General features: G+C 67.8%; 15 protein-coding genes. 2 read left to right on the top strand and 13 right to left on the bottom strand.

The window, feature by feature from the left end; all coding sequences use genetic code 11:
* Positions 1–8: 8 nt before the first annotated feature.
* The 6 genes from ACZYYX_RS14120 to ACZYYX_RS14095 form a co-directional block, all read right to left on the bottom strand.
* Positions 9–263, bottom strand: coding sequence for a biotin/lipoyl-containing protein (locus tag ACZYYX_RS14120; protein WP_463815145.1), 255 nt, complete (start codon positions 261–263; stop codon positions 9–11).
* Complete coding sequence (locus tag ACZYYX_RS14115; RefSeq protein WP_463815144.1) at positions 260–1,240, bottom strand: alpha-ketoacid dehydrogenase subunit beta; 981 nt, start codon at positions 1,238–1,240, stop codon at positions 260–262. The genes ACZYYX_RS14120 and ACZYYX_RS14115 overlap by 4 nt, the downstream gene beginning before the upstream one ends.
* The gene (locus ACZYYX_RS14110) at positions 1,237–2,136 is read right to left on the bottom strand and encodes a thiamine pyrophosphate-dependent dehydrogenase E1 component subunit alpha (protein WP_463815143.1); all 900 of its coding nucleotides are present in this window, start codon (positions 2,134–2,136) and stop codon (positions 1,237–1,239) included. Before ACZYYX_RS14110 ends, ACZYYX_RS14115 begins: the two co-directional genes overlap by 4 nt.
* A gap of 186 nt (positions 2,137–2,322) precedes the next feature.
* Positions 2,323–3,663 (bottom strand): ammonium transporter, encoded by a 1,341-nt coding sequence (locus ACZYYX_RS14105; RefSeq protein WP_463815142.1) that lies wholly within the window; start codon positions 3,661–3,663, stop codon positions 2,323–2,325.
* A 110-nt stretch (positions 3,664–3,773) separates the two neighbouring features.
* Entirely contained in the window at positions 3,774–6,641 is a 2,868-nt protein-coding gene (locus ACZYYX_RS14100; RefSeq protein WP_463815140.1) for an MMPL/RND family transporter, read from the bottom strand.
* Positions 6,638–7,084: an MmpS family transport accessory protein gene (locus ACZYYX_RS14095; protein WP_463815139.1), complete on the bottom strand. Its 447-nt coding sequence runs from the start codon at positions 7,082–7,084 to the stop codon at positions 6,638–6,640. The genes ACZYYX_RS14100 and ACZYYX_RS14095 overlap by 4 nt, the downstream gene beginning before the upstream one ends.
* Positions 7,085–7,241: 157 nt before the next feature.
* On the opposite strand from ACZYYX_RS14095, the gene ACZYYX_RS14090 reads away from it, so the two are divergent.
* The gene (locus ACZYYX_RS14090; RefSeq protein WP_463815138.1) at positions 7,242–7,823 is read left to right on the top strand and encodes a TetR/AcrR family transcriptional regulator; all 582 of its coding nucleotides are present in this window, start codon (positions 7,242–7,244) and stop codon (positions 7,821–7,823) included.
* Between the two features lie 2 nt (positions 7,824–7,825).
* On the opposite strand, the gene ACZYYX_RS14085 is transcribed toward ACZYYX_RS14090, so the two are convergent.
* Complete coding sequence (locus ACZYYX_RS14085) at positions 7,826–8,668, bottom strand: extracellular catalytic domain type 1 short-chain-length polyhydroxyalkanoate depolymerase (RefSeq protein WP_463815137.1); 843 nt, start codon at positions 8,666–8,668, stop codon at positions 7,826–7,828.
* Between the two features lie 94 nt (positions 8,669–8,762).
* Between ACZYYX_RS14085 and ACZYYX_RS14080 the strand changes: the two genes are divergently transcribed.
* Entirely contained in the window at positions 8,763–9,410 is a 648-nt protein-coding gene (locus ACZYYX_RS14080) for an NAD(P)H-binding protein (protein ID WP_463815798.1), read from the top strand.
* Between the two features lie 74 nt (positions 9,411–9,484).
* Here the strand turns inward: ACZYYX_RS14080 and ACZYYX_RS14075 are convergent, their stop codons facing one another.
* From ACZYYX_RS14075 to ACZYYX_RS14050, 6 genes are read right to left on the bottom strand one after another with little or no spacing between them, the layout of a single operon-like run.
* The gene (locus ACZYYX_RS14075) at positions 9,485–9,940 is read right to left on the bottom strand and encodes a type II toxin-antitoxin system Rv0910 family toxin (RefSeq protein WP_463815136.1); all 456 of its coding nucleotides are present in this window, start codon (positions 9,938–9,940) and stop codon (positions 9,485–9,487) included.
* 7 nt (positions 9,941–9,947) lie between these two features.
* Positions 9,948–10,238 carry an antitoxin gene (locus tag ACZYYX_RS14070; RefSeq protein WP_463815134.1) on the bottom strand — a complete coding sequence of 97 codons (291 nt, stop codon included), beginning with the start codon at positions 10,236–10,238 and terminating at the stop codon, positions 9,948–9,950.
* Between the two features lie 10 nt (positions 10,239–10,248).
* Positions 10,249–12,627, bottom strand: a complete 2,379-nt coding sequence (locus ACZYYX_RS14065; RefSeq protein WP_463815133.1) for a cation-translocating P-type ATPase — start codon at positions 12,625–12,627, stop codon at positions 10,249–10,251.
* On the bottom strand, positions 12,624–14,213 hold the full coding sequence (locus tag ACZYYX_RS14060; RefSeq protein ID WP_463815132.1) for a serine hydrolase: 1,590 nt from the start codon (positions 14,211–14,213) through the stop codon (positions 12,624–12,626). Before ACZYYX_RS14060 ends, ACZYYX_RS14065 begins: the two co-directional genes overlap by 4 nt.
* Positions 14,214–14,242: 29 nt before the next feature.
* A complete protein-coding gene (locus ACZYYX_RS14055) occupies positions 14,243–15,349 on the bottom strand; it encodes an MBL fold metallo-hydrolase (protein ID WP_463815131.1) in 1,107 nt (368 codons plus the stop codon).
* Positions 15,349–16,083, bottom strand: coding sequence for an enoyl-CoA hydratase (locus tag ACZYYX_RS14050; protein WP_463815130.1), 735 nt, complete (start codon positions 16,081–16,083; stop codon positions 15,349–15,351). The genes ACZYYX_RS14055 and ACZYYX_RS14050 overlap by 1 nt, the downstream gene beginning before the upstream one ends.
* Positions 16,084–16,087: the final 4 nt, after the last annotated feature.

Raw genomic sequence — 16,087 nt, 5'->3', positions numbered from 1 at the left:
TCGACCTTTCACCGTCGCTCGTCGAGTTTGTACAACACTGATCCTGACGTCGTGATCGACCTGGCGTCGACCACGATTTCGACTACTGTGCCTGACTTTTCGGCCATCAGGTCCACACTGCTCTTGTCCGTCTCGAGGACGGCTACCACGTCGCCGCGCTCGACGACATCGCCGACGGAGACCAGCCATTCCACGACCAGGGCGTCGGTCAGCCCGTGACCGAAGTCCGGGACGTGGATGTCGATCGTCGAATCCCCGCTCACCGGAACATCTCCTCGATCGCGCGGACGATGGCGGGCTGATCGACCAGGTGGTCGGACTCGAGGTCCGCGGGTGGGTAGATGTGGCGCGGCGGCGCCAACCGGCGTACCGGGGCGGCCAGCTCATGCCAGGCCCGCTCACTCACCGTGGCCGCCAATTCCGCACCGACACCGCAGAATTCGACCGCCTCGTGCACGATCAACAGCCGCCTGGTACGGGAGACGGAGGCGAGTACCGTGTCGACGTCCATCGGTGCGATCCAGCGCAGGTCCACCACCTCGACGTCGACAGAACCGGCCAGGTCGTCGGCAGCGGCCAGAACCTCTTCGAGCACCGCACCCCAGCCGGCCACGGTGATCGCCGATCCGGGCCGGATCACACGGGCGCCGAGCGCCGAGCGGGGTTGCGAATCCGTCCTGGCTTGGCGTCTTCGGTGCCAGTACAGACGTTTGGGCTCGAAGAAGATCACCGGTGAGCCGAGGTGGCACGCGTAGTCGAGCATCGCGGCGGCATCCTCGGGCGACGACGGGTAGGCGACGTGCAGGCCCGGGGTGTGGGCGAACAGCGCCTCGGGGGATTCACTGTGGTGCTCGACCGCGCGGATGCCGCCGCCGACGGGAACCCGTACCACCAGGTGCAGGTCGAGCTCACCGTTCCAGCGAGTGATCATTCTGGCTGCCTGCGTGACGATCTGGTTCATCGCCAGATACACGAAGCCGTCGAACTGGATCTCACAGATGGGTTTGAGGCCGGCCATCGACATCCCGATCGCCTGGCCGACGATCGATGACTCGGCGAGCACGGCGTCGCGCACCCGACCGGTTCCGAAGCGGCTCTGCAAGCCCCGGGTGACCCGGAAGACCCCGCCCAGGCGTCCGATGTCCTGACCGATCAACACGATCGAGCTGTCGCTGTCCATCAGTTCGGACAGCGCGCCGTTGAGCGATTCGGCCAGGCAGCTGGGCCGCGCGGTGGTCATCGACCGAATGCCTCCACCATCGCGCGGCTGTGCGCCTCGATGTCGCGATCGACCTCGGCGAGCCATGCGTCGTCCACGACTCCGGCGCAGTACAGCCGATTTCGGTAGTTCTGCACCGGATCGTTGGCTGCCGCAGCGGCCAACTCCTGCTCGTCGCGGTAGAGCGTGTGCGCATCAGAACTGCTGTGCCCCGCCGTTCTCGTGGTGTGCAGTTCGATCAGACCCGGGGTGCCTGTGGTCTCCACGTGCTCGCGCGCGCTGAGGCACTGCAGATAGGTCCGTTCGGGATCCTCGGCGCGGACGGACCACGACGTGATACCGAAGCCGCGGGCCCGCTCGGCGATGCTCGTGCGCATCTGTTCATGGCTCGGTTTGGAGATCGCCCATCCGTTGTTCTGCACGACGAACAGCACCGGTACCGATTCGACCGCCGCGAGATTCATCGCTTCCGACACGTCGCCCTCGCTGGTCGCCCCGTCGCCGAGATAGACCACCACCATCTCGGAAAAACTCTGCAGCCGACGGGCGATCGCGTAGCCGACCGCGTGAAGCGTCTGTGCAGCTACCACCAACGTGTACGGAAAGAACCGGTGGTGGCGTGGATTCCACCCGCAGAAGGTGCGGCCCGCCCACTGCGCCACCAGTCCGACGCCGTCGATGCCACGCACGATCGCAACAGCGTGTTCGCGATAACTGGGGAAGATGGTGGTGGTCTCACCGATCGCCATTGCCGAGGCCACCTGCGCGGCCTCCTGACCGCGGCACGAAAGCCACAGATCGACACGGCCCTGGTTCTGCAGGCGGACCGCCTCAGCGTCCACGCCGCGCGCGACCAGCATGTGGCGCAGCATTGCGCGGCTGGTCTGCACATTCACAGACGTTGCCAGATCGGTCAATTCAGCACCGCTCCCGTCGGCGTCAACGACTACGACCTACCCAATGACGTCCCGGCGACCAGCCCGGGATGCGTGAGAGACGCTGGTGACTCGACGCTGTGACTGACCTTCGGAACAAGTTCTTAGCTACTGTAACTTACCGCACCGTCGAATACGTCGTGTGCATATATTCACAGCATGGGCACGTCAGTCTTGCTGTGGCGCGTGCCCTCCCGAGGCAGCCGGCCGAGATGCCGTCGGACCAGAGGTGCCGAACACGCCTGCGCGCGGCGGTGCGCCGTGCACGCTGGCATGCCCGTGAACACCTTCGGCATAGGCGGTTTCGGCGTGCTGCGAGAAGTCCACACCCGACACCTCGTCCTCGGCGCTGATGCGGAAGCCGATGATCTTGTCGATCACCATGGCCAGCACGAACGATGCCGCGAACGCGTAGCCCGCGACCACCACGACCGCCACCGCCTGTTTGCCGAGCTGACCGAAGCCGCCGCCGTAGAAGAGACCGCTCGATCCGCCCGTCATCGTTTCCGAGGCGAGAAGACCGATGAGCAGGACCCCCACGACACCGCCGACGAAGTGCACCCCGACCACATCGAGGGAATCGTCGTATCCGAACCGGAACTTCAGACCGATGGCGAACGCACACACCACACCGGCGGCGACACCCACCGCCGCGGCGCCCAACGTGGTGACGGTTCCGCACGACGGTGTGATCGCCACCAGGCCGGCGACCACGCCGGAGGCCGCACCGAAGGTCGTCGGCTTGCCGTCACGGAGTTGTTCGACCGTGAGCCATCCGAGCATGCCCAGGCAGCCGGCCACCAGGGTGTTCAAGAAGATGGCCGCCGCCGTCCCGTTCGCGGCCAGCGCCGACCCGGCGTTGAACCCGAACCACCCGAACCACAGCAGGCCGACGCCGAGGAGGACGAACGGCAGATTGTGTGGCCGCATCGCCTCCTTCTTGAACCCGATGCGTGGCCCCAGCACCAGCGCCAACGCCAACGCCGATGCGCCGGAGACGATCTCGACGACCAACCCACCGGCGTAGTCCAAGACACCCCAGCGCATCATCCATCCGTCGGGCGCCCATACCCAGTGCGCGACAACCGAATACACCACGATCACCCACAGCGGGACGAAGGCCACCCATGCCGCGAACTTGGCCCGGTCGGCGATCGCGCCGCTGACCAGAGCCGCGGTGATGATCGCGAACGTGAGCTGGAACGTCACGAACAGGAGTTCGGGCACCTGTCCGTGCACGGTGTCCGGGGTGATTCCGCCCAGCCCGAGGTGTGACAGGCCCCCGATCACCCCGCCGGCACTGCTGTCCGAGAACGCGAGGCTGTAGCCGGCGAGCAACCACGTGACCGTGACCAACGGGATCGCGATGAAGCTCATCATGATCATGTTGAGAACGCCAGTGGTGCGGACCATCCCGCCGTAGAAGATCGCCAGGCCCGGCGTCATGAGAAGCACCAGGGCGGTGCTGGCCAACAACCAGGCGGTCGCTGCGGGGTCGATCTGGTTCACGTTCGCACTCCTTCGGGCGGTCCCGAACGAGAATGTCGACCCCTCGTTTCCACTACAAGGCGATCATGTTTCCGACATGTTTCGTACAGCCCCGCCGGTGTGCCCCCTTATCACCCGCCGAGGAGGTCACGCACGGCGCGGCGGGGACCGTAGGGCCGCAACATCTGGCTGGCCGGCCTTGTCCGCACGATCTGCGGCCACCAGAACCAGCGTCCGAGCAGCACCGCGATCGACGGGGTCATGAAGGACCGGACGATCAGGGTGTCGAAGAGCAGGCCGAGACCGATCGTCGTGCCGATCTGCCCCAGCACGACCAGATCGCTGAAGACGAACGACGACATGGTGGCCGCGAACACCAATCCGGCCGCGGTGACGACGCCGCCGGTGCCGGCCATGGCCCTGATGCTGCCGGTCTTGAGCCCGGCACCCACCTCCTCCTTGAACCGGGAGATCAACAGCAGGTTGTAGTCCGCACCCACGGCGAGCAGCAGGATCACCGCCAGCGCCAGCACGATCCAGTACAGCTGGATACCGAAGATGTACTGCCACACCAGAACCGACAGCCCGAACGACGCACCGAGGGAGAGCACCACCGTCCCGACGATGACGGCCGCCGCGACCAGACTGCGGGTGATGAACATCATGATCAGCAGGATGAGGGCGAGCGCGGCGAGCGCGACGATCAGCAGGTCGTACTTGGCGCCGTCCTGAACGTCCTTGTACGTGGCGGCAACTCCGGCGACGTAGATCTTGGCGTCGGACAGGGGCGTAGCCTTGATCGCGTCGAACGCCGAGTCCCGGATCGCATTGATGTGCGAGATCCCCTCGGGAGTCGCGGGATTGCCCTCGTGGGTGATGATCATCCTGGCGGCCTTGCCGTCGGGTGAGAGGAACAACTTGAGTCCGCGCTTGAAGTCCGGGTTGTCGAACGCCTCGGGCGGCAGGTAGAACGAGTCGTCGTTCTTGGCGGTGTCGAACGCCTGGCCCATCGCCGTGGCGTTGCGCAGCGCCTCCTCGCTCTGGGAGTTGGTGCCGCCGGTGGTCGCGTAGTTCGACAGCGTCAGGTCACGGTTGCGTTCCTGGATGGCGATCTGCGGCGGCAGCAGCGCCAGCAGTTGCGGTTGCAGCGCGTCGAGCTTGTCGAGGCTGGCTGTGATGCTGGTGAACTGATCGGACAGCGCACTGATGCCGTCGAGCGAGTCGAACACCGACCGCAGTGCCGCGCACATCGGGATGTCGAAACAGTGCGGCTCCCAATAGAAGTAGTTGCGCAGCGGACGGAACTGGTCGTCGAAGTTCGCGAGCTTGTCCCGCAGGTCGGTGACGATCGTGACGGTGTCGTGGAACGCCTGGGTCTGTTCGTGGGTCGCGGCCGCACTGGCCTGCTGCAGAGTGAGCTGCTGCTTGAGGATGTCGATCGTGTTGCTGATCTCGGCCGCCTGCTTCATCAGGTCGTTGGCCCGATCCTTCTGATAGCTCAGGTTCATGATCTGGCTGGCACTCTGCGCGCTGATCTGAAAAGGGATGGAGCTGTGCTTGATCGGCGTGCCGAGCGGTCGTGTGATCGACTGCACGAGTGCCACACCCGGGGTGTGCAGCACCGCCTTGGCGACGCGCTCGAGGATCAGCATGTCCGCGGGGTTGCGCATGTCGTGATCGGTCTCGATCATCAGCAGCTCGGGGTTGAGCCGGGCCTCGGAGAAGTGCCGCTCCGCCGCGGCGTACCCGACGACCGCCGGGGCGGTGTCGGGCAGGTAGGGCCGCGCGTCGTAACTGGTCTTGTATCCGGGCAACGCGAGCAGTCCGATCAGCGCGATCGCACACGTCACCACCAGGATCGGCCCGGGCCAGCGCACGATCACCGTCCCGATGCGCCGCCACCCTTGCGTCCGCATCGCCCGCTTGGGCTCCATCAACCCGAACCGGCCGGCCATCACGAGCACCGCCGGCCCGAGCGTCAGCGCGGCTGCGAGCGTCACCAGCACACCGATCGCCGCGGGCACACCAAGGGTCTGGAAGTAGGGCAGCCGGGTGAAATACAGGCAGGCGACCGCACCGGCGATCGTCAACCCGGAGCCGACGATCACGTGAACCGTCCCTCGGAACATGGTGTTGTACGCGACCTTTCGGTCCTCGCCGGCGCCGCGCGCCTCGTGGTAGCGGCCGACGAGGAAGATCGCCCAGTCGGTGCCTGCGGCGATCGCGAGCAGCGTCAGCAGGTTGGTCGAGTAGGTGGACAGGCCGATGAGCCCTGAATTCGCCAGCACTGCAACGACACCGCGCGCGGCGGCCAGCTCGATGGCCACGGCCACCAACACGATCAGCATCGTCACCACCGACCGGTAGACGATGAGCAGCATCACCGCGATGACGAGGAACGTGATGGCCGTGACCTTGTGCGTGCCCGCACTGCCCACTTCGAAGTTGTCGGTGATCAGCGGCGCGGCACCGGTGACGTAGGCCTTGACGCCGGGGGGCGGCGGCATGTCGGCGACCATGTCGCGAACCGCGTCGACGGACTCGTTGGCCAGTGCCTCACCCTGATTACCCGCCAGGTACACCTGCACCAGCGCGGCCTTGCCGTCCTTGCTCTGGGAGCCACCGGCCGTCAACGGGTCACCCCAGAAGTCCTGGATGTGCTGCACGTGGGTGGTGTCCTGCGCCAGGCGCTTGACCAAGGAGTCGTAGTAGCGGTGCGCGTCGGCGCCGAGGGGCTGGTCGCCTTCCAGCACGATCATGGCCGCGCTGTCGGAATCGAACTCCTTGAAGGTCTGGCCGATGTGTCGCATCGCCTGTATCGACGGTGAATCTGCGGCGTTCATCGACACCGAGCGCTCCGCGCCGACGACCTCGAGCTGCGGGGCAGCGATGTTGGTCAGCGCCGCGACAGCGATCCACACCAGCAGGATCGGCACGCACAGCACCCGGATCAGGTGCGCCACCCGTGACGGTTCGACCTCGACGCGGTGCTCACTCATGCGGACTTGTCCAGGCACGAGATGTATCCGTTCACGTTGTCCGTGGTCCTCTCGTCCTTGACGATGCCGTTGACCGTGATCCGGCAGCCGATCGTGTCGCCGTCACCCTGGGCGCGCAGATCGGCGAACAGCGTGGGGTCGTCGGTGGTCAACGTCGTTGACCAGGGCAGGGTGACGTCGTCGGCGCGCTGCGGCTGGGCGTCGGCGTCGAGGTAGTTGATCGTGGCGACGGTCCCCGGCGCGCCGAACACCTCGAACAGCACGCGCTTGGGGTTGTATCCGGTGTTCTCCAGCGCGTCGGCGCTCGGCCGGGACACGGTGTTGTCGGAGCCGAAGATCCCGTGCAGGCGGTACACGCTGAACGTGACGATCGCGACCACCACCACGGTGACGATCACCGTCCAGCGCTTCCGGACGATGCGGCCTACCGACACTCTGCTCACTGCCGAGCTCACCCCGATCGACGAGTGGCCGGTTGACCCACCGGCGCCGGTCGAAACGGTACGGTACGGTACTGGCCACTGCAAGCGCTGAACCGTGTCGCAGCAGCCGACAATCGACAAGGGGGCGGGGCACATCAGAAGGAATAAGGTGGGCCCCGTGGTACCCGAGTCGGAGTGCGGCTGGACGGAGCGCGAAGCCGAGCTGCTCCAGGTGACTCTCCGTCTTCTCCAGACCCACGGTTACGACCGGCTGACGGTCGACGCGGTGGCCAACGAGGCCAAGGCGAGCAAGGCCACCATGTACCGCAGGTGGCCCTCGAAGGCCGACCTCGTGCTCGCCGCATTCATCGAGGGCACCCGCGCATCGGCCAAGGCGCCGAACACCGGCAGCCTGCGCGACGATCTCATCGCGATCGGCATGTCGGTGGCCGCGCAGGCCCGCGAGCACACGTCCACGATGCGGGCGGTGCTCAACGAGATGTCACACAGCCCCCAGCTGCAAGCGGCCATGCAGGACAAGTTCGTCCGACACCGGCACACGCTGATCGAGGAGGTGCTGGCGGCCGCCGTCGACCGCGGGGAGATCGAACAGGCCGCGATCAACCCCGAGATCTGGGACGTCCTGCCGGGTTATCTGGTGTTCCGGTGCCTGATATCGGAGCGGCCGCCGACCGATGCGACCGTACGGATGCTCGTCGACGAGGTGCTGCTGCCCAGCTTGCGGCGCATCAGCACCTGAGCTCAGCGCCCGTGGGCGGCGAAGAAGTCGGCGCCGGCCTGGCTCGCGTCGAAGCCGAATCCGGTCGGCCAGACGTGGCCGCCACCGCCGACGATCACGAACTCGACCGCGGTTCCGTCGGCGCAGCCGGTCGCTGACGAGCGGCCCGGCGTGTCGACGGGCGGCGGGCATCCATCGATGGCGCGCCAGCGGTTGACCAGTTCGGATGCCGAGACGATCACGCTCGGCCCGCCGCGGCCGACCATCGGGCCCCCGCCGAACGGGACCACCGGGTCGGCGTCGCCGTGTACAGCGAGCACGGACACCGGCCGCGACGGCGCGCACGGAACCGTCGCGCCGAGCGTCCCGGCGACCGACACCACGGCGGCGACCAGGTCGGCGCGGTCGCAGGCCAGGCGCTGGGCCATGAAGCCGCCGGCCGACATGCCGGTGACGAACACCCGGCCCGGGTTGACCCCGTACTCGCTGGTGAGCTGGGTGATCAGCGCGGACAGGAAACCCACGTCGTCGACACCCTGTCGCTCGGGGACCGAGCCACCGCGACCGTCGGCCCAGCTCATGTCGACCCCGTCGGGGTAGGCGACGACGAACCCGTAGCGGTCTGCGACGGCGTCGTAGTTGGTGCCCACCTCCTGGTCACGGCCGGTCTGCCCCGCGCCGTGCAGGTTGATGACCAGGCCGGTGACGGCGCCGGGCGGTACGTGTACCGAGTAGGTGCGCTGTAGTCCGCCGACCTGGAGCAACCCCGTGGCCGGCCCTGGTGCGGCAGCGGCAGGGATGGCGGAACCCACGATGACCAGCCCGGTGGCCAGTGCGGTCAGGACTCGGGCGGCGCTGCGGTGCACGGGCGCCAGTATTGACCGAACGGTTTCGGCCGAAACCGACCGGGGCACGGTGGTAGACACGGCACCAGTGTCCCCGACCGAGGAGGAATCGACGATGCAGGTCGTCATCGCAGGCGGTCACGGCAAGATCGCGCTGATCACGGAGCGGTTGCTCGCCGCGCGCGGGGACATGCCCGTCGGGCTGATCCGCAACCCCGACCACGCCGCCGATGTGGAGGCTGCCGGTGCGCGAGCTGTCGTGATCGACCTCGAGAGCGCCTCCGCCGACGACGTGGCCGGCCATCTGGCCGGAGCGGACGCCGTGGTGTTCGCCGCCGGCGCGGGTCCGGGAAGCGGCGCGGCCCGTAAGCAGACCGTCGACCGGGATGCCGCGATTCTGTTGGCCGACGCGGCCGAAGCGGCCGGCGTGCAGCGCTACGTGATGATCTCGTCGATGGGCGCCGACGTGAACACTCCCGATGACGCCGCCGACGAGGTCTTCGTCGCCTACCTGCGCGCCAAGGGCGCCGCCGACGACGAAATACTTTCTCGGCCAGCGCTTTCCGCCACCATCGTGCGACCCGGTCAGCTCACCGACGACGAGCCCACCGGCCGGGTGACCGTCGCCCAGAAGACAGGCCGCGGGAAGATCTCCCGGGCCGACGTCGCGGCGGTCATCGTCGCGGTCCTCGACGACTCGCAGACCGCGGGCCGCACGTTCGAGGTGATCGCCGGCGACACCCCGATCCCCGCCGCGCTCTAGTTTCATTCCGCGAACAGACGCGAACTCCTGCTTTTGGGGCTGTTTCTGCGCGAGTTCGCGTCTGCTCGCCGGACTCAGGACGGGGCGAAGACGGCCTTGAAGCGGTTCAGCGACTCCTGGATGTCGCCCTGCAGGGCGCTCGCCACGACCATGCCGATGGGACCGAACAGCGCAGGCCCGCCCAGGTGCACGTCGAACTGCACGTTCGACCCGTCGGCGGTGCCCGAGGTGTTCGTGGCCGGTTTGATCTTGCCGATCAGCTTCACCTTGACGCCACCGCGCCCGACGCCGTTGAGCGTCATCGCCTCCGGCGGCTTGAAGTGCACGACAGTCCAGCTGATGCGGGTGAGCATGCCCTTGACCTCGACGATGGAATCGAGCGTGGTGCCCTTGTCGATGGTGTCGGGCAGCGGGGAGCGCCACACCTTGTGAATGGACAACCAGTCCTTGTAGCGGGACAGATCCGACGCGCTCTCCCACGCCTTTTCGGGCGGCAGCGGCACGTCGACGGAAACCGAGAGCTTGGCCATCGGCGCGCTACGACATCGGCGGCGCCGTCGGCGGTTCCTGCTGCGGCGGAACCGGCGGCTGGGCGGGTGTGCCGGGTGTGCCGGGTGTGCCGGGTGTGCCGGGCTGACCGGGTGTGCCGGGCTGGCCCGGCTGCTGCTCGTTGAGGGCCTTCTTGGCGGCTTCCTGCACCTTGTCGACCGTCGACGTGTACTTGCCCTGCGTCTTCTTGTCGACGAGGTCACCGGCCTTGTCGATCACGGTGTCCACTTTGTCGGCGTTCTTGGAGAGAAGATCTTTCGCCTTGTCCAGAAATCCCATGCGACCGACTTTACCGTTCTGGCGAACGCCACAGCCTGCGGGTTTCACCCAGGACCCTGCCCTGAACCCACCAGATCACCTCGACCGCGCCCGCCCCGACCAGCCCGATCAGCAGCGCCGTCGACGTGGTCGTCAGGTTCGTCGGATCGAGCAGGAACAGCTTCCAGGCCGCCGGAAGACTGAAGATCAGCACGTAGGCCAGCGCGGACACGGCGACCAGCGCCACCCGCCACCATTCGTAGGGCCGGGCGATCACGGCCAGCACCCACAGCGCCGACACCAGCAGGGTGATCAGCGCCGCGGTCGAGGCCTGCGTCTGCTCGACCGCACTTGCGGCCCTGCCCTGGTAGGCCAGCAGGTAGGACACGAACGTCGCGACCCCGACCGCCAGTCCCGACGGCAGCGCCGCGGTCATCACGCGACGCACGAAGCCCGGGTGCGCGCGTTCGGCATTGGGCGCCAACGACAATATGAACGCCGGCACCCCGATCGTGAACCAGGCGGCGATGGTGACGTGAATGGGCTGGAACGGGAACAGCAGAGGATCGGTGCCGAAGATCTTGGCCGACAGACCTGCGAGCCCGACGAGCACCGCGAGCAACACCGAATAGACGGTCTTGGTCAGGAACAGGTTGGAGACGCGCTCGATGTTGCCGATCACCCGCCTGCCCTCCCCCACCACGAAAGGCAGGGTGGCGAACTTGTTGTCCAGCAACACGATCTGGGCCACCGCACGCGATGCCGAACTGCCCGAGCCCATCGCGACGCCGATGTCGGCGTCCTTGAGCGCCAGTACGTCGTTGACACCGTCGCCCGTCATCGCGACGTTGTGCCCGCGTGATTGCAGTGCGTGCACCATCGCGCGCTTCTGGTCGGGACGCACCCGGCCGAACGTCGTGCACTCCTCCAGCGTGTCGGCCAGCCGGTCGGGTTCGGCGGGCAACCGGCGGGCATCCATCGTCTCGCCTGCGAGACCGAGCGACGCCGCCACCGCACCCACCGAGACCGCGTTGTCTCCGGAGATCACCTTGACCGAGACCCGTTGGGAGGCAAAGTATTCGAGGGTGTCGCGCGCATCGGGTCGCACCCGCTGCTCCAGCACGACCAGCGCAGCCGGGGTCACCGTGCCCGGCGCCTGCGGATCGTCGACCGGCAGGTCACTGGACCCCAGCAGCAGCACCCGCAGGCCCTGCGCACCGATCTGTTCGGCCTGCGTAGCCGCCGACGACGACGGGTCGAGCAGCACATCCGGCGCACCGATCACCCAGTTGCCGTGCTCGCCGTACGAGACGCCGCTCCACTTCGTGGTCGACTTGAACGGCGCGGTGGCGGTGGCCGTCCAGCCCGGCGGCATCCGGTACGCCTCGGCGATCGCCGCCATGCTGGCGTTGGGCCTGTCGTCGTCGGCGGCGAGCTGGGCCAGCACCTCGGTGACCGCGCTGCCGTCCAGTGGCTCGACCTCGCTGACCCGCATCCCGTTCTCGGTGAGCGTGCCGGTCTTGTCCGCGCACACCACGTCCACTCGAGCCAGGCCTTCGATGGCGGGCAACTCGTTGACCAGACACTGCCGTCGGCCCAATCGGACGACACCGACGGCGAACGCGATCGAGGTCATCAGCACCAGACCTTCGGGCACCATCGGCACGAGCGCGCCGACCATCCGCAGCACGGATTCCCGCCAGCCCGCATCGGTGGTGAACAGCTGGGTGTAGATGATCAGCGCCCCGGCCGGCACCAGCAGGTAGGTGATGAACTGCAGAATCCTGTTGATGCCGCTGCGCAGTTCGGACTTCACCAGCGTGAACTTGCTGGCCTCCTCGGCGAGCTTGGCAGCGTACGCCTCGCGCCCCACCTTGGTGGCGCGGTAGACACCGCTGCCGGCCACCACGAAACTGCCCGACATCACGTGATCACCCGGGTGTTTGGCGATCGCATCGGCTTCGCCGGTCAGCAGCGACTCGTCGACTTCGAGGTTCGCCGCCTCGACCACGTCGCCGTCGACGATGATCTGGTCACCGGGTCCGAGCTCTATCAGGTCGTCCAGCACCACCTCACTGGGCTGACGCGCCGCAGTCCCGGACAGCCTGCGCACCGTGGGTTTCGCCTGGCCGACGATCGCGAGCTTGTCCAGGGTGCGCTTGGCGCGCAATTCCTGGATGATGCCGATCCCGCTGTTGGCGATGATCAGCAGACCGAAGGCGCCGTTGATCACCGACCCCGTGGTCAGCACGATGATCAGCAGCACCCCGAGAATGGCGTTGATCCGGGTGAACACGTTGCCGCGCACGATCTCCGAGACGCTGCGCGCGGCGCGGGTCGGGACGTCGTTGGTCTTGCCCTCGGCGACGCGCTGGGCGACCTCCGCGTCGGACAGGCCCGCAGCGGTCACCGGGTGAACACTCCCTTGCCCTCGGCGTTGTAGTAGTCGAGCGTCAAGCGCGGGCCGTCGAACGTCGCCGAGGCCACCGTGCCCGGCGGCGCGTTCTCGGTGATGAAATCGTAGGCGAACGTGTTTCCGTCCCAATGTCGCAGCGGCACATCCAGTGTCGTGCCGATCCGCAGTCGCAGCGTGCCGTCGACCTCGGTCACGGTGGCCGGGCCCCAGAAGTCGTTTCGGTAGGTGCCGAGGTAGTCGGCCAGCGGCGCCGGAGGCGCGGGGGCGGCGGGCGGCTGCTTCCCGCTCAGAGATCCGGTCGGCGCGTCGATGTGCTCGAATGCCTTCGCGTACAGGCTGCGCCAGTCCTGCCGGATCTCGCCGAACTGGACCAGATCGGCGAACTCCGCGGTCAGCGTCTCGGGCACCCCGGTCGGGGTGGCGTTGGTGAGCGCGACGATCGCCACGTCGGCCGACGGCAGGATCAGGATGTTCGTGCCGGCGCCCAACTCGAAGGCGCCGGAGTGGCTGAGTTCGGTGCGTGCCGCCGACGTCGTGCCGACGTTGAACCCGAACCCGTAGAACCCGGTACGCATCGCCGCCTCCGAGGCCGGGCTCGACACCGACTGGGGGGTCAGCGCGGGGAGCAGCGCTGCCGGGTCGATCACCTGCCGACCCTGATAGGTCCCGTTGCCCAGCACCATCGCCAGCCAGTGCGACATGTCCGTCACCGAAGCGCTGGCCCCGCCGGCGGGCGCCTGCGCGTCGGCGTCGCGGACGAACTGCGGCCGGTAGGTGTTGTCGATGCGGATGTGGCCGACGGCGCGGTCGGGGCGGCGGGCGTAGTCGGCGAAGCGAAAACTCGCTGTCGTCATGCCGAGCGGCCGGAACAGCACGTCGGAGGCGAGGTCCTCCCACGGTTTGGTCGCCGCGGCTGCCGTTGCCTCGGCGCCGGTGGTGAACCCGAAGTTGGTGTAGGCGTAGGAGATCCGGAACGGATCGAGCGGATAGTCCCGCAGCTTCTCCAGCACCTGCCTGCGGTCGTAACCCAGATCCTCGAGCAAGTCACCGGCATGGTCGGGCAGCCCGGAGCGGTGCGACATCATGTCCCCGATCGAGACCATCGGCGTGACAGCCGGATCGGCGAGCGCGAACCACGGCAGCTTCGACACGATCGGGGTGTTCCAGTCGACGGTCTTCGCACCCACCTCGTGGGCCACCACCGTGGCCGACAACGATTTCGACACCGAGGCGAGCTGGAACACGGTGTCGGGGCCGACGGCGTTGTCGGAGCCGTCGGGTCTGGTCAGATCCTTTTTGCCGAACCCCTTGGCGTACAAGGTCTTTCCTGCGTGCACCACGGCCACGGCCATCCCCGGGATACCCGACGACGTCATCAGCTCCTCGGCGAGACCGTCGAGCTTCGCCACGGCCTTGTCCACCGCGCCCTCGGGCAGCGGCATCGCCGGCACCAGCGGCGGTGGCGTGTCGGCGTTCTGGCTCGGTGGCGCCGCCGTCGTCGTCGGATTCGGGGAAGGTCCGGCGCCGCAGCCGGCCGCCAGCACGGACAACACGGCGAGCACGGCCACCCGAGGTTTCATGCCCGAAACGGTAACCCGCGAACGCGTCGTTACAGCCGCCACCACGGGTCGAACGTCGAATCGCCGTCCACCCGGCCACCGGGGATGGGAACCGCGATCCGGACGCCTTCAGCGTCGGCAGCCACCACGAGACGTTCGGCCGGCTCGGCCCATGCGTGCGGCGCGAGGCGGAACGTCGCCCAGTGAATAGGCATCATCAGCCCACCCTCGGTCATGTCCAGGTGGGCGCGCACCGCATCCTCGGGGTTCATGTGGATGTCGGAGAACGCCGGGTGGTAGGCGCCGATCGGCAGCAGCGTCAGGTCGAACGGCCCGAACTCGGCGCCGATCTCGGCGAAACTCTTCGTGTAACCGGTGTCGCCGCCGAAGAACGCCCGGTGTCGCGGCCCCATCACCACCCACGACGCCCACAGTGTGGTGTCCCGGGTGAAGAGCCGGCCGGAGAAATGCCGCGCCGGCGTGCAGACCAGCGTCAGGTCCCCGATGCGGTGCGATTCGTGCCAGTCGAGCTCGACGATGCGGCTCTCCGGGATGCCCCACTTACGCAGGTGCGCACCGATACCCAGCGGGACCAGGAACGGGGCTCGCTGGCTGTGGGTGAGGGCGATGACGGTGTCGATGTCGAGATGGTCGTAGTGATCGTGGCTGATGATGATCGCGTCGACCGCGGGCAGCGCCTCGATCAGCAGCGGGATCTCGTGCATACGCTCCGGCCCGACGGCACGTGAGGGCGAGCATCGTCGGCTCCAGACCGGGTCGGCGAGCACGCGGTAGCCGTCGATCTCGATCAGCGAGCTGGAGTGGCCGTACCAACTCGCCGCGGCGGTCTCCGCATCCGGATGCACCTTCGGCGGATCGGCGATGGGGATGGGACCCGGCGGCTTGCCCGAGGAGCCGGAGTTGGCCAGATCGCGCAGCAGGGTGCGCCGCGCTTCCCGGTCCACCGTCATGCCCGACGGCGGCTCCAAGTTGACGAACTTGCCGTCGCGGTACTGCGGCGAGCGCCGCGCGACCGGGGCGATCTCGGCGGGGGTGGCGCCCAGCGATGCCGAGGTGCCCTGCAGCGCCCGCAGCACCCAGCCGGCTCCCAGGAGGGAGGCCGTCCCGAACCCGTACCGCAGCGCCGTCGAGAACATCAGGCGCCCGTGAAGTTCGGCGCGCGCTTCTCGATGCGGGCCACCTGCGCCTCGATGATGTCGTGGCTCTTCCACGCCCGGTCGAACAGTTCCTGGTGCGCGGGCCAGGGATCCTCGTAGGCGCCGTCGTCGTTGAGCACCCGCTTGGCGTGCTGCAGAGCCAAGGGGGCGTACCCGGCGATCTCCTGGGCCCAGGCCTGGGCGTCGGCCAGCGTGCCGATCCGGTTGGCCATCCCGGTCTGCAGCGCCGCCTCCGACGTGAGCCGCTCGGCGGCCAGCAGCATGCCGCGCGCGCGGCCGGCGCCCACGAGCGAGGTCAGCCGGCGGATGCTCCAGTTGTCCAGCGCGATGCCGTACTTGGCGACCGGGAACTGGAAGTAGGCCTCGGGCGCCACCACGCGCAGATCGCAGATCATCGACAGGATGACCCCGGCCCCGATCGCCGGGCCGTTGACCGCGCCGATCACGGGCACCGGCGCCCTGTCGATCGCGAGGTTGAGTGCCCTGGCCTTGTCGGGCAGCTCGTCGGCCACGCCCTGGCCGCCGGACAGATCGGCACCGGAGCTGAACACATGCCCGGCGCCGGTGAGCACGATCGCGCGCACGTCCTCGGTGCCGGCTTTCTCGATCGCCTCGCGCAGACCGTCGACGAGTTGGGAGCTCAGGGCGTTGCGCCGCTCCGGACGCTGCATCTCGAGAGTCAGCACGTGGCCGTCACGGGTGGCTTCAATCATGGGC

The organism is Mycobacterium sp. IDUB_1 (genome assembly GCF_055419625.1).
Note: the sequence above shows the minus strand (reverse complement) of the source record. Positions and strands in the feature narration are given on the sequence as shown.